Annotated in this window: 14 protein-coding genes; 8 read left to right on the top strand and 6 right to left on the bottom strand. The window is 71.0% G+C overall.

The window, feature by feature from the left end:
- Positions 1-143: 143 nt before the first annotated feature.
- Positions 144-572 (bottom strand): methylmalonyl-CoA epimerase, encoded by a 429-nt coding sequence (mce, locus tag ACFVUT_RS06055; RefSeq protein WP_389644597.1) that lies wholly within the window; start codon positions 570-572, stop codon positions 144-146.
- A 136-nt stretch (positions 573-708) separates the two neighbouring features.
- Between mce and ACFVUT_RS06050 the strand changes: the two genes are divergently transcribed.
- The 3 genes from ACFVUT_RS06050 to ACFVUT_RS06040 all read left to right on the top strand — a co-directional run bounded on the left by ACFVUT_RS06050 (position 709) and on the right by ACFVUT_RS06040 (position 4,603).
- Complete coding sequence (locus tag ACFVUT_RS06050; protein WP_389644600.1) at positions 709-1,908, top strand: acetyl-CoA C-acetyltransferase; 1,200 nt, start codon at positions 709-711, stop codon at positions 1,906-1,908.
- Between the two features lie 62 nt (positions 1,909-1,970).
- The gene (meaB, locus tag ACFVUT_RS06045) at positions 1,971-2,927 is read left to right on the top strand and encodes a methylmalonyl Co-A mutase-associated GTPase MeaB (protein ID WP_389644603.1); all 957 of its coding nucleotides are present in this window, start codon (positions 1,971-1,973) and stop codon (positions 2,925-2,927) included.
- Positions 2,928-3,349: 422 nt separating this feature from the next.
- Positions 3,350-4,603, top strand: a complete 1,254-nt coding sequence (locus ACFVUT_RS06040) for a PQQ-binding-like beta-propeller repeat protein (protein WP_389644606.1) — start codon at positions 3,350-3,352, stop codon at positions 4,601-4,603.
- A 60-nt stretch (positions 4,604-4,663) separates the two neighbouring features.
- Here the strand turns inward: ACFVUT_RS06040 and ACFVUT_RS06035 are convergent, their stop codons facing one another.
- The 4 genes from ACFVUT_RS06035 to ACFVUT_RS06020 form a co-directional block, all read right to left on the bottom strand.
- A complete protein-coding gene (locus ACFVUT_RS06035; RefSeq protein WP_389644609.1) occupies positions 4,664-5,140 on the bottom strand; it encodes a MarR family winged helix-turn-helix transcriptional regulator in 477 nt (158 codons plus the stop codon).
- A gap of 125 nt (positions 5,141-5,265) precedes the next feature.
- Positions 5,266-6,033 (bottom strand): AIM24 family protein, encoded by a 768-nt coding sequence (locus tag ACFVUT_RS06030; RefSeq protein WP_389644612.1) that lies wholly within the window; start codon positions 6,031-6,033, stop codon positions 5,266-5,268.
- Positions 6,030-6,680, bottom strand: a complete 651-nt coding sequence (locus ACFVUT_RS06025; RefSeq protein WP_389644615.1) for an AIM24 family protein — start codon at positions 6,678-6,680, stop codon at positions 6,030-6,032. The genes ACFVUT_RS06030 and ACFVUT_RS06025 overlap by 4 nt, the downstream gene beginning before the upstream one ends.
- Positions 6,680-7,312, bottom strand: a complete 633-nt coding sequence (locus ACFVUT_RS06020; RefSeq protein ID WP_389644855.1) for an AIM24 family protein — start codon at positions 7,310-7,312, stop codon at positions 6,680-6,682. The genes ACFVUT_RS06025 and ACFVUT_RS06020 overlap by 1 nt, the downstream gene beginning before the upstream one ends.
- A 335-nt stretch (positions 7,313-7,647) precedes the next feature.
- Here ACFVUT_RS06020 and ACFVUT_RS06015 point away from each other — a divergent pair, with 335 nt between their 5' ends.
- Positions 7,648-7,998, top strand: coding sequence for a DUF3817 domain-containing protein (locus tag ACFVUT_RS06015; protein WP_389644618.1), 351 nt, complete (start codon positions 7,648-7,650; stop codon positions 7,996-7,998).
- The gene (locus tag ACFVUT_RS06010; protein WP_389644621.1) at positions 7,995-8,294 is read left to right on the top strand and encodes an MTH1187 family thiamine-binding protein; all 300 of its coding nucleotides are present in this window, start codon (positions 7,995-7,997) and stop codon (positions 8,292-8,294) included. The genes ACFVUT_RS06015 and ACFVUT_RS06010 overlap by 4 nt, the downstream gene beginning before the upstream one ends.
- A 63-nt stretch (positions 8,295-8,357) precedes the next feature.
- Here the strand turns inward: ACFVUT_RS06010 and ACFVUT_RS06005 are convergent, their stop codons facing one another.
- Entirely contained in the window at positions 8,358-9,356 is a 999-nt protein-coding gene (locus ACFVUT_RS06005) for a DUF5937 family protein (protein WP_389644624.1), read from the bottom strand.
- A 77-nt stretch (positions 9,357-9,433) separates the two neighbouring features.
- On the opposite strand from ACFVUT_RS06005, the gene ACFVUT_RS06000 reads away from it, so the two are divergent.
- The 3 genes from ACFVUT_RS06000 to ACFVUT_RS05990 all read left to right on the top strand — a co-directional run bounded on the left by ACFVUT_RS06000 (position 9,434) and on the right by ACFVUT_RS05990 (position 11,750).
- Positions 9,434-10,753, top strand: a complete 1,320-nt coding sequence (locus tag ACFVUT_RS06000) for an MFS transporter (RefSeq protein ID WP_389644627.1) — start codon at positions 9,434-9,436, stop codon at positions 10,751-10,753.
- 10 nt (positions 10,754-10,763) lie between these two features.
- A complete protein-coding gene (locus ACFVUT_RS05995) occupies positions 10,764-11,276 on the top strand; it encodes a MarR family winged helix-turn-helix transcriptional regulator (RefSeq protein WP_389644630.1) in 513 nt (170 codons plus the stop codon).
- Between the two features lie 141 nt (positions 11,277-11,417).
- A complete protein-coding gene (locus ACFVUT_RS05990; protein WP_389644633.1) occupies positions 11,418-11,750 on the top strand; it encodes a DUF3817 domain-containing protein in 333 nt (110 codons plus the stop codon).
- Positions 11,751-11,835: the final 85 nt, after the last annotated feature.

The following is an 11,835-nucleotide window of genomic DNA, read 5'->3' as shown; positions in this document are numbered from 1 at the left end:
TGGTCGCAACTCTCCAACGAGTACCGTTCGCCGGCGAACGGTCCCCCGGGGAATGGTGACAGATCAACGGCTGGGGACGCGGCGCGGCCCCGACCCGGCCCCGGCCCGGAACAGCCCACTCTACCGGGCCAGGTATCCGGAGGTCAGTGCTCCGCTGCGGACGTGACCAGTTCGGTGAGAACGCCGTGGCAGTCCTTGGGGTGCAGGAAGGTGATCCGCGACCCCATCGACCCGGTCCTGGGCTCGTCGTACAGCACCCTGACCCCCTTCTCCCGGATGTCCGCCGCGTCGGTGTCGACGTCCGCGGTGCCGAACGCGATGTGGTGGACACCCTCGCCGTTCTTCGCCAGCCACTTGCCCACGGCCGAGTCCTCCCGGATCGGCTCCAGGAGCTGGAGGTACGAAGCACCCCCGTCGGACGTATCGTTGATCTTGAGCATGGCCTCCCGTACGCCCTGCTCCTCGTTGATCTCGGAGTGGAACACCTCGAACCCGTAGGTCGAGCGGTAGAACTCGACGGTCTCGTCGAGATCGAAACAGGCGATTCCGATGTGGTCGATTCTCGTCAGCATGCACACCAGTGCAGCGCTCCACCGATGGTTACGCAACGTGCGCGCCATCACACTCGCTGCCGGATGACGGGCGTGGTACCGCTCAGTACATTCAGGTAAACCCTCGTTCACTCCTATTCCCAAGGGGCTGCGCCTCATGTCAGGAACGACCGGTACCACCTCAGTGATCGTCGCGGGCGCGCGGACGCCCATGGGCCGCCTCCTCGGCTCGCTGAAGAGCTTCTCCGGGGCCGACCTGGGCGGCATCGCCATCAAGGCCGCGCTCGACCGGGCCGGTATCGGCGGCGACCAGGTCGAGTACGTGATCATGGGCCAGGTGCTCCAGGCCGGTGCGGGCCAGATCCCGGCCCGCCAGGCCGCGGTCAAGGCGGGCATCCCGATGAACGTTCCCGCCCTGACCGTCAACAAGGTGTGCCTGTCCGGTCTCGACGCGATCGCGCTCGCCGACCAGCTGATCCGCGCGGGTGAGTTCGATGTCGTCGTCGCCGGTGGCCAGGAGTCCATGACGAACGCCCCGCACCTGCTCCCGAAGTCCCGCGAGGGCTACAAGTACGGCGCGATCGAGATGCTCGACTCGATGGCGTACGACGGTCTCACCGACGCCTACGAGAACATCCCGATGGGCGAGTCCACCGAGAAGCACAACACCCGCCTCGGGCTGAGCCGTGCCGACCAGGACGAGATCGGCGCCCTCTCCCACCAGCGCGCCGCCGCGGCCCAGAAGAACGGCGTCTTCGAGGCGGAGATCACCCCGGTCGAGATCCCGCAGCGCAAGGGCGACCCGGTCCTCTTCTCCCAGGACGAGGGCATCCGCCCGGAGACGACCGCGGAACTCCTCGGCAGGCTGCGCCCGGCCTTCACCAAGGACGGCACGATCACCGCGGGCACCTCCTCGCAGATCTCCGACGGCGCCGCCGCGGTCGTGGTCATGAGCAGGGCCAAGGCCGAGGAGCTGGGCCTTGAGTGGATCGCCGAGATCGGCGCCCACGGGAATGTGGCGGGCCCGGACAACTCGCTCCAGTCGCAGCCGTCCAACGCCATCAGGCACGCCCTGAAGAAGGCCGGCCTGGAGGTCGCGGACCTCGACCTCATCGAGATCAACGAGGCGTTCGCGGCGGTCGCCGTCCAGTCGATGAAGGACCTCGGCGTCACCTCGGACAAGGTGAACGTCAACGGCGGCGCCATCGCGCTGGGTCACCCGATCGGCATGTCCGGCGCCCGTGTGGTGCTGCATCTGGCCCTGGAGCTCAAGCGGCGCGGCGGCGGCACCGGCGCGGCGGCGCTGTGCGGCGGCGGCGGTCAGGGCGACGCGCTGATCATCCGCGTTCCCGCGTAGGAACGGCCCGGCCGGGCGGTACGTCATACACGCAGAGCACGCAGCGAGTGAACGGAGCGGTGATGGTGGATGTCCCCACCCTGGTCGAGCAGGCCCGTGCGGGCCGGCCGCGGGCCGTGGCCCGGCTCATCTCCCTGGTGGAGGGGGCGTCGCCGCAACTGCGCGAGGTGATGGCGGCCCTGGCGCCGCTCACGGGGACGGCGTACGTCGTCGGCCTGACCGGTTCGCCCGGTGTCGGCAAGTCGACCTCCACATCGGCCCTGGTCTCGGCGTACCGGCGGGCGGGCAAGCGGGTCGGCGTCCTGGCCGTCGACCCGTCCTCGCCGTTCTCCGGCGGCGCGCTCCTCGGCGACCGGGTCCGGATGTCGGAGCACGCCTCCGACCCGGGCGTCTACATCCGCTCCATGGCCACGCGCGGGCACCTGGGCGGCCTCGCCTGGTCGGCACCGCAGGCGATCCGGGTGCTGGACGCGGCGGGCTGCGACGTGATCCTGGTGGAGACGGTCGGCGTCGGCCAGTCCGAGGTGGAGATCGCCTCGCAGGCCGACACCTCCGTCGTCCTGCTGGCGCCCGGCATGGGCGACGGCATCCAGGCGGCGAAGGCCGGAATCCTGGAGATCGGCGACGTGTACGTCGTCAACAAGGCCGACCGGGACGGCGCGGACGCCACCGCGCGCGAGCTCAACCACATGCTCGGCCTCGGCGAGTCCCGCGGTCCCGGCGACTGGCGGCCACCGATCGTGAAGACGGTCGCCGCCCGGGGCGAGGGCATCGACGAGGTCGTCGAGGCGCTGGAGAAGCACCGGGCCTGGATGGAGGAGCACGGCGTGCTCGCCGAGCGGCGTACGGCCCGCGCGGCCCACGAGGTGGAGACGATCGCCGTCACACGGCTGCGTGAGCGCATCGGCGATCTGCACGGCGACCGTCACATCGGCGCGCTCGCCGAACGCATCGTGGCGGGGAGCCTCGACCCGTACGCGGCGGCGGACGAGCTCGTGGCAGGACTCACCGGGGCCTGAACCCGGCGCGACCGGACGGGTCAGGGAACGGCGTGCGGGCCGCTCCCGGACCCGACCGGGCGCGTCGGCGCACCCGCCGCTCCCGGACCCGTCCCGGAGGTCCGTGCGCACCGATGCTTCCGGGGCCGTGCGGAACCGCCGGGCCCCGCGCCCCGTCCCTGATTGCTGATGAGGCGTCAGTTCGCCCCCGTGGGCGCGCTGTTCCGGTCGGCCGCGGTGCTGATGGGCACTGCGATCGACGGCGTGTCCGTGGCCGGATTGCGGCCGGATGCGCACATCGGGGGTCCGGCGTCTCGTGCGTACCGACGGGGGGAGTGGCGCATGCTGGGTCCGCTGCGGGAGAACTCGCCCCGTCGGATCGGCCCGTACGGGATACGGGCCAGGCTCGGCGCGGGCGGCGTCGCAGGCGACTGTGGATCGGCTTGGCGGCGGCTGCCGTGGTCGGCGTGGTGCCGGCGGTGCTGCTGCCGGGGCTCCTCAAGGGGAACGGCACGGCCGACGGCGACGCCGGAGGAAAGGGCGGCGGCACGGCGCAACCGAGCGCTTCCGCCTCGGCCGCTGCCCGGAACGCGGCCGGGGCCGTCGTCATTCCCGGCGCTGACAGCGGCCACACCGGCGACTTCGGGGCCGTCGCGGCGGACCTCTCCACCAGACCCGACGGCTGGAACGCCTGGCGGACCACGATCGCGGACGGCCCGGTGGACTGCGTGCTCGCGGACGCGTCCCTGGTCTGCGGTGGCCCGCGACGCATCACCGTGCTGGACGCGGCGAACGGCAAACAGCGCTGGCAGACCCCTCCGGGAGAGGCGGCCTCCGGCCCGGCCTCGGTGGCCGCCGTCATCGGCACCACCGTCTGCGCGTTCCAGGACGGCTTCCTGGTGGCCCTCGGCCTGGCGGACGGGGCGGAGCAGTGGCGGGAGCCGCTGCCCGACGGCGTCCGGGTGGCCGACTCCGTCGAGTCCGGCGGGGTCCTCCACTACGCCACGAAGAACACCGGCACGGGGGCCGCCCGGGTCCTCGCCCGTGAACTCACCGGCGGGCACGCCCTCAAGTGGGATGAACCGTGGAGCGATCCGGCCGCCGACGCCGAACTGGCCTTCGCCGACGGCCGGCTCGTCGCGGTCGGCGACGGCATCACCGTCCTCAAGGGCGCGGACGGCGCCCGGCTGGGAAGCATCGGTGCCCGTGACATCGCCTGCCGCACACCGGTGCTGACGGGGAAGCTGCTCCTCTGCCCGGGCTCGGACGGTCTGACCGTCGTCGAGGTGACGGCCCCGCAGAACCGCCGGACCATCGCCGCCGGCGTGGACATCGCCTACCGGCCGTCGTTCTCCCGGGACGGCAAGGTGGTGGTGAGCAGCCGGACGCAGACGTACGCGTTCGCACTGGCCGACGGGCGGCAGTACTGGGCGTCGTACGACGGCGGCGAGGACATGCAGACCATGGGCGGCACGGCGGTGGTCGGTGACAAGGTCTTCGTGGTGGGCGAGGCGGGAGTGGACGTCCTCGACCTGGCCGCCGTCGGCGAGGCGGACGCGGCAGGCGATCCGATGACCGGATGGCCCGAGGCCCGGGACCATCCGTTCGATCCGGCGGATGTCTCGCTCGTCGCGCAGGGTGACGTCCTGTTTCTGGGCTTCCCGGACGGGACGGTCCTGTCCGGCTTCGCGCCCTGACGGAGGACCGGCCCCTCAACCGTCGTCGTGGTCGTCCCCGGCGCCGCGACGTCCCGCAGGTCACACCTTGCCGCGGCGCCCCCGCAGATGATCCGCGATCGGCGCCAGCGCCGCGTCCAGGTTCGCCAGTGCCTCCGGCGTCAACAGGTCCATGAAGTGTTTGCGTACCGACGCCACGTGGTGCGGGGCCACCTTCCGCATCATCTCCGCGCCGTCCTCGGTGAGGACCGCGAACAGTCCGCGCCGGTCGGACTCGCAGTGCTCCCGGCGGACCAGGCCCGCGCTCTCCATGCGGGTGATCTGGTGCGAGAGCCTGCTCTTGGACTGGAGCGTGGCGGCGGCGAGATCGCTCATCCGCATGCGCTGGTCGTCCGACTCCGAGAGATTGACCAGGATCTCGTAGTCGTTGTTGGTCAGGCCGAACGGCTGGAGGTCCTTCTCCAACTGGTGCATCAGCAGCTTGTTGACGTCCAGGTGGGTGCGCCAGGCGCACTGCTCCGCGTCATTCAGCCAGCGAGTGGCCGTCTCGGTCTCCATGTATGGATTCTACCTAAGAAGTTGAAAGACGGACGAAATGAGGATGTGACGCCCGGCACCCGCTCGGAGGCGGGTCCGGGCGCGGGGTGCGGACGTGTGTGACGTCACACTCCGCAGACTACCGTTCACCAACCGAAGCGGCGCTGGAGGCCGCCGAGCTGACCGGGCAGACGGGGCGAGGATCCGGGTTGACCCGCACCGCCGCCCGGCACCCCGGCCTGCGCCGGCGTCGCCCCCGTCGGCTGCTCGGGCATCAGGGCCTCGGTCGACTGGAGCAGCACCGTGCCCGCCCCGACGAACTCGAACTGGTGCTCCTCACCCGATGTCCCGCCGATCCCGGTCAGCGATCTGAGGCCGCCCAGCACGCCCGTCATGTACCCGTGGTCGTAGTGGTGGCACGGCGAGGGGCAGTCCGCCCAGCCCACCAGGGCCTGCGGATCGACCCGCAGCGGCGGCTCCATGAAGACCACCGGGCCGTTGGACGCGGCCACGAACTTCCCCGTACCGATCAGGGTCAGAAAGCCCGGCACGATCGACTGCTTGAGCGCGAGGGTCGGCTGGTAGGCGAGGAGATTGCCGGACCGGATCGTCAGATTCCCGTCGTCCAGGTCGTACGAGTTGACGTCGAAGGCCCGGTCGGCGAGGAGCATCTTGCCGCTGCCCTCGGCCACCACCCAGTCGCTCGCGTGCAGCGGCGAGTGGAAGCTCGTACGCATCAACCGCTCGAAGCGGCCGTGGCCGATGCCGTCGAACTCGATCCGCCCGTAGTAGGCGATCATCTTGCCCTTCTGCAGGAACCACTGGCTCCCCTTGAGCTCCACGCAGAAGGTGTACGCGTTGACGTTGTCGTCCGACGGCAGCGTCATCGGGTCGAAGACCACGGGTGTGCTCACAGCTTCTCCTCCGACGCCTGGACGTACACCGCGCCGCTGCCGCTCAGCTCCAGCTGGAACGCCTCGCCGGAGCCGCGCCCCACCATGTCCCGCCAGCCGAGCGCGGTGGAGAGCTTGTTGCGTACGTCGCCGTGGTGCGCGACGTACGCCTGTGGGTCCACGTGCACCGCGCGGCCCGGGGCGATCGGCAGCTCGATCACCCCTCCGTGTGCCATCACCGCGACCGAGCCATGACCCTTGAGGGTGGTGGTGAAGAGCCCCTGCCCGGTCACCTGGCCGCGGACCATGCCCATGACCCCGCCCTGCGACCCCATGAACATCGTGCCCTGGGTCAGCGCCCCGTCGAAGGCCAGCAGCCGGTCGGCCTCCACGTACAGGGTGTCGCCGGACAGTTCGATCACCTGGATGTGGTGGCCGCCGTGCCCGAACATCACCGTGCCGCTGCCCTCCACCGTCATCAGCGGGGTCGCCTCGCCCGCCATCCGGCGGCCGATCATCGACATCATGCCGCCCTGGCCGCCCTGGATGTTCGGCGTGAACGACACCTCGCCGCGGTAGGCGAGCATCGCGCCGCGCTGGCTGTACATCTTCTGGCCGGGTACCACCGTCGCCTCGACCATCTTCGAGTTGATCTCGCGGAACGGCATCAGACATCGCCCCCGATGGTGTTCCGCTCGCTCGGCTGGACGTAGACGACGCCTTCGCCCTCGAACCGGATCTGGAAGGACTCGCCGGAGCCCTCACCCATCAGCGTCCGGAAGTTCACCCCGGACTGGAGATGCTGCCGCAGGCTGCCCTGATGCGCGATGTAGGCACCGGGATCGACGAACAGCGGGTACGAGGCCGAGACCCGCAGCGCCACGGCCGAACCGTCCGACATGATCGCCACCTGGCCCGTGCCCTCGACGGTGGTGGTGAACAGGCCGTTGCCCGACGCCCCGCCGCGCAGACCCGTGAAGGTGGTGCCGGTGCGCAGCGCCGCGTCGGTGCAGAGCAGATTGCTCGCCTCCACGTAGAGCTTGTCGCCGTGCAGCGAGACGAGACTGATCTCGCTCGCGCGGTCGGCGAAGTAGCAGGTGCCCTGCCCGGTCACCTCCATCACGGTCATCTGCTCGCCGGTCAGCCGGCGGGTCACCATGCCGCGCAGGCCGTCGCCGCCGCCGGTCAGCTTCTTGAAGGTCATCCGGCCGTCGTACGCGACCATCGAGCCGTTCTTCGCCTTGACGGCGTCACCGGCCAGATCGACGGCGAGCGTTCGGCTGCCTTGGAGTCGGAACATTGCCACGGAGTGACGGTAGCGGCCGGTTCCTCCCCGGGACAGGGCCCCCGGGAGGAACCGGCACCCCGAACCGGCCCTGATACGCGTCCGGTACACGACCCGGACGGGATCGGGACATATCTCGCACGGCGGCGACTGCGAAGGCGCACGGCGACGGCGCACGGCGACGGCGGAGTCCGACGGAGCCGGCGGCCGTACCCCGGCGGGTCGGGGAGCCGGCGTGTGACCGGACACATACGGCCCCGGCACCGGGCGCCGCCCGCGCCGATGCCACAATGGGTCCGCTTGTGCCCGTATTCACAAGCCGTCACGTTCCTCCCAGCGAAGGTGCCCCCGTGGACATCAAGACCGCCACCGCCCTGCACCGGCTGCGCCTCATCTCGATTCCCGAGGCGCTCTCCTTCCCGGCGCTGATCATCTTCGGCTCGGTCCTCAGCCGGGTCTCCGACATCGACTTCCTGATGATGCCGCTCGGCATCCTCCACGGCGTGCTCTTCGTGATCTACGCCGTCCTGCTGCTCGACGTCTGGGCCAAGACCAAGTGGCCGCTCAAGCGCATCGCGTTCTTCTTCCTGCTCTCGGTGCTGCCGTTCGGCGGGCTCTACGGCGACAAGGTGCTCAAGCGCTACGAGGCCGACGGCGTCATCGCCGCCCGCGCCCGCCGCGAAGGCGTGGTCAGCGCATGATCGTCGCGTTCTCGGTCAGTCCGCTGGGCGTCGGTGAGGACGTCGGCGAGTACGTCGCCGACGCCGTCCGGGTCGTCCGCGAGTCCGGCCTGCCCAACCGTACGGACGCCATGTTCACCTCCGTCGAGGGTGAGTGGGACGAGGTCATGGACGTCGTCAAGCGGGCCGTCGCCGCCGTCGAGGCCCGCGCCGGACGCGTCTCCCTCGTGCTGAAGGCCGACATCCGGCCCGGTGTCACCGACGGCCTGACCTCCAAGGTCGAGACGGTCGAGCGGTATCTCGCCGAGAAGGACTGACGCCCCGTCCCTCCATGGCAACGAGCCCCCGGCCGCACCGGCCGGGGGCTCGTGCCGCTTCCGTCACCTCTGCGGCCCACGCTCCGGTACGGCCAGGGCGATCCCGAGCGGCGTCCGCTCGTACAGCATCTGGTGCCCGTACCGGCGCGAGGTGAGCAGACCCGCCGCGCGCAGCACCGACAGGTGCTCCGACACCGACGAGACCGCGAGGCCCAGCCGGTGCGCCAGCGCGCTCGGACCGGCCGGTTCGTCGAGCGCGCACAGGACGTCGGCCCGCCCCCGGCCGAGCAGCCGCGCGAGCACCTGCGGGGTGCGGTCGGCGGGCTCCGTCCACAGCCCGCCGATCCCGCGCGCCGGATAGACGATGGCCGGCTGCCACGGCGGTTCGAAGCCGCTGACCGCGTCCGGCCAGCAGAAGACACTGGGGATCAGGACGAGCCCCTGACCGCCGAGCACCCGGGTGTGCCGGCCGCGCATCCCGACGATGGAGACCGTCGACCCCGACCAGGTCAGCTGCGGACTCAGTTCCCCCAGCAGCCGCTCGAAGCCGACCGCGGCGAGCCGCCGCGAGTGGTACGCGATGTCCGCCTCCAGCAGGGCGCGCAGCCGTGGCCAGTGCGGCTCCATCAGCACCCGCCAGGTCTGCTCCAGCAGATCGGCCAGCTCCTGCACGGTACGGGCGGGATCGGCCAGCATCGCCTGCCCGGCGGGGGAGTGCAGCACCTCCGGCCGGCCCGCGAGTGACAGCGTGAGGTCCTGGCGGGCGAGTGCGGGATCGACGGACCGCACCCGCGCGATCTCCTCCTCGAACGTGGTGACCGGACCGGGTGGCGGGGGGCTGATGAAGTCCGGGCTGTGGCCGTGCCGCGCCATGAGCAGCCACAGCGGCCGCAGGTCGAGCCCGGCGGCCGCGTCCCGGATCAGACGGAGCCACGGCAGGTGATAGCCGTGCCGTTCGGGCTCGGCCAGCACGCGCACGGCCGACTGGGTCTCCCCGAGCGGTGACAGCGCGAACCGGCAGCGCAGCAGGTCGCCCTCGTCGAGATGCAGATGGAACGGCATGCGCGGTCCCCGCTCCTGAAGTTTCGGCGTGAGCCGAAAGTCTACGGAGAACCGCCGCGGCCCCGCAGGCTGCGTTCATGCCGACCGACACCGAACACCCCTCCGACCTCCCTCGCGACGCGACGGAGGCGTCGGCCCCGCCCACCCCCCGCGGCTACGGTCCCGTCTTCGCCGTACGGGAGTTCCGGGCGGTCTTCCTCGCCCATCTGCTCTCCCTGCTCGGCGTCGTCGTCAGCGAACTCGCCCTCACCGTCCTCGTCTACGGCCTCACCGGCTCGCCCCTGCTCAGCGCCCTCACCTTCGCGCTCGGCCTCCTCCCGTACCTCGTCGGAGGCACCCTCTTCGCCGGGGTCGCCGACCGCTATCCCGCCCGCCGCGTCCTGGTCACCTGCGATCTGATCTGCGCGGGGTGCGTCATCGTGATGGTGCTGCCGGGCACCCCGGTCGGCGGACTGCTCGCGCTGCGCTGCGTGATCGCCGCCGTGTCACCCGTCTTCACCGGGACCAGGATGGCCGCGCTCACCGACATCCTGGGCGAGGGCGATCTCTTCGTACTCGGCCGCTCGCTGCTCCGGATCGTCTCGCAGAGCGCGCTGCTCGCCGGTTTCGGCGTGGGCGGAGTGCTGCTCGCCGCGCTGTCCCCGCGCGGGGCGATCACCGTCACCGCGGTGACCTTCCTCTGCTCGGCGGCCCTGCTCCGCTTCGGCACCCGCGACCGGCCGGCCAGGTCCGGCGGGGGTGGCGGAGGCACCCTGCTCAGGGAGTCGCTCTCCGGAGCCCGTACCGTCCTCGCCGACCGCAGGATCCGCGGACTGATGCTGCTGTTCTGGCTCCCGCCGATGTTCGTCGTCGCGCCGGAGGCGCTGGCCGCGCCGTACGCGGACGAGATCGGTGTGGGACCGGTCGCGCTGGGACTGCTGATGTGCGCGATGCCGGTCGGACAGATCGCCGCCGAGCTGTACGTGGGCACCGCGCTGACCGCCCGGCTGCGCGCCCTGATCGTGCTGCCGGCCGCCGCCGTGGGGCTGCTCCCGCTGGTGGTGTACGGGTTCCGCCCCGGCATGGCCGTGACCGTGGCGGCGCTGGCGCTGGCCGGCGCCGGCTCGGCCTACGTCATCGGCCTCGACCAGTGGCTCGTCGCCGCCGTACCCGAGGCCCTGCGCGGCCGGGCGATGACCCTGCTCACGGCCGGCCTGATGACGCTCCAGGGCGTCGGCATGGCGCTTGCCGGTCTCGCCGCCGAATTCCTCCCCGTACATCAGGTGATCGCCGCAGCGGGCGCGGTCGGCACCCTCTGCGTGCTGCTGCTCGTCCTGGAAGTCAGGAGAACCGCAGCCGCCGAGCGCATCCGGACCGAAGTTCGAGACGGGGCTGACCGGCATATGACCAGTGGGTAAGGTCGACGGCGTGTCCAAGCCGCTCAGTCTCCCCTTCGACCCCATCGCCCGCGCCGACGAACTCTGGCAGCAGCGCTGGGGACCGGTGCCCTCGATGGGGGCGATCACCTCGATCATGCGTGCGCAGCAGATCCTGCTGGCCGAGGTCGACGCGGTCGTCAAACCGTACGGGCTGACCTTCGCGCGCTACGAGGCGCTGGTGCTGCTCACCTTCTCCAAGGCCGGTGAGCTGCCGATGTCCAAGATCGGCGAGCGGCTCATGGTCCACCCCACCTCCGTCACGAACACCGTGGACCGGCTGGTGCGCTCCGGTCTGGTCGCCAAGCGCCCCAACCCGAACGACGGCCGCGGAACCCTCGCTTCCATCACGGAGAAGGGCCGCGAGGTCGTCGAGGCGGCGACCAGGGACCTGGTCGGCATGGAATTCGGTCTCGGGGTGTACGACGCCGAGGAGTGCGCTGAGATCTTCGCCATGCTCAGGCCCCTGCGGGTGGCGGCGGGGGATTTCGAGGACGCGGGCTGAGGCGGGGCCCGGCCCGACGCCTGACCGGCGCACGGGACCGTGTGCGCGCGGGGACGGCCCGGCCCTTCGGGCACGCGGCGCCGGAGGTGTGACCCGCTCCCCGTGCATGCGGGGATTTTTCGGGCGGTTACGCTCGTCCCCATGAAACGAAGCGTGCTGACCCGCTACCGGGTGATGGCCTATGTCACCGCCGTCATGTTGTTGATCCTGTGCGTGTGCATGATCTTCAAGTACGGCTTCGACACCGGTGAGGGGCTGACGCTCGTCGTCTCCCAGATCCACGGTGTGCTCTACATCATCTACCTCGTCTTCGCCTTCGACCTCGGCTCCAAGGCGAAGTGGCCGGTGGGCAAGCTGCTGTGGGTGCTGATCTCCGGCACCATCCCGACGGCCGCGTTCTTCGTCGAGCGCAAGGTCGTCCGCGAGGTCGAGCCGCTGGTCGCGGGCGGTTCGCCCGTCACCGTCCAGGCCTGAGCCGGGCGGGCCGAGCCCGCCGCGCGGCGCACGCTCCGAACCGCCCCGTGCGAAGCACCGGGCGGTTTGCCATCGACATTTACTA

Source organism: Streptomyces sp. NPDC058051 (assembly GCF_042885475.1).
Taxonomy (GTDB): domain Bacteria; phylum Actinomycetota; class Actinomycetes; order Streptomycetales; family Streptomycetaceae; genus Streptomyces.
The sequence above is the reverse complement of the archived record's forward strand: the minus strand, read 5'-3'. Positions and strand labels throughout refer to the sequence as shown.

Bases quoted from the DNA above. Each gene is read 5' to 3' on its own strand.
- mce (WP_389644597.1), bottom strand. From the start codon at position 572: ATGCTGACGAGAATCGACCACATCGGAATCGCCTGTTTCGATCTCGAC.
- ACFVUT_RS06050 (WP_389644600.1), top strand. From the start codon at position 709: ATGTCAGGAACGACCGGTACCACCTCAGTGATCGTCGCGGGCGCGCGG.
- meaB (WP_389644603.1), top strand. From the start codon at position 1,971: ATGGTGGATGTCCCCACCCTGGTCGAGCAGGCCCGTGCGGGCCGGCCG.
- ACFVUT_RS06035 (WP_389644609.1), bottom strand. From the start codon at position 5,140: ATGGAGACCGAGACGGCCACTCGCTGGCTGAATGACGCGGAGCAGTGC.
- ACFVUT_RS06025 (WP_389644615.1), bottom strand. From the start codon at position 6,680: ATGCCGTTCCGCGAGATCAACTCGAAGATGGTCGAGGCGACGGTGGTA.
- ACFVUT_RS06020 (WP_389644855.1), bottom strand. From the start codon at position 7,312: ATGTTCCGACTCCAAGGCAGCCGAACGCTCGCCGTCGATCTGGCCGGT.
- ACFVUT_RS06010 (WP_389644621.1), top strand. From the start codon at position 7,995: ATGATCGTCGCGTTCTCGGTCAGTCCGCTGGGCGTCGGTGAGGACGTC.
- ACFVUT_RS06005 (WP_389644624.1), bottom strand. From the start codon at position 9,356: ATGCCGTTCCATCTGCATCTCGACGAGGGCGACCTGCTGCGCTGCCGG.
- ACFVUT_RS06000 (WP_389644627.1), top strand. From the start codon at position 9,434: ATGCCGACCGACACCGAACACCCCTCCGACCTCCCTCGCGACGCGACG.
- ACFVUT_RS05990 (WP_389644633.1), top strand. From the start codon at position 11,418: ATGAAACGAAGCGTGCTGACCCGCTACCGGGTGATGGCCTATGTCACC.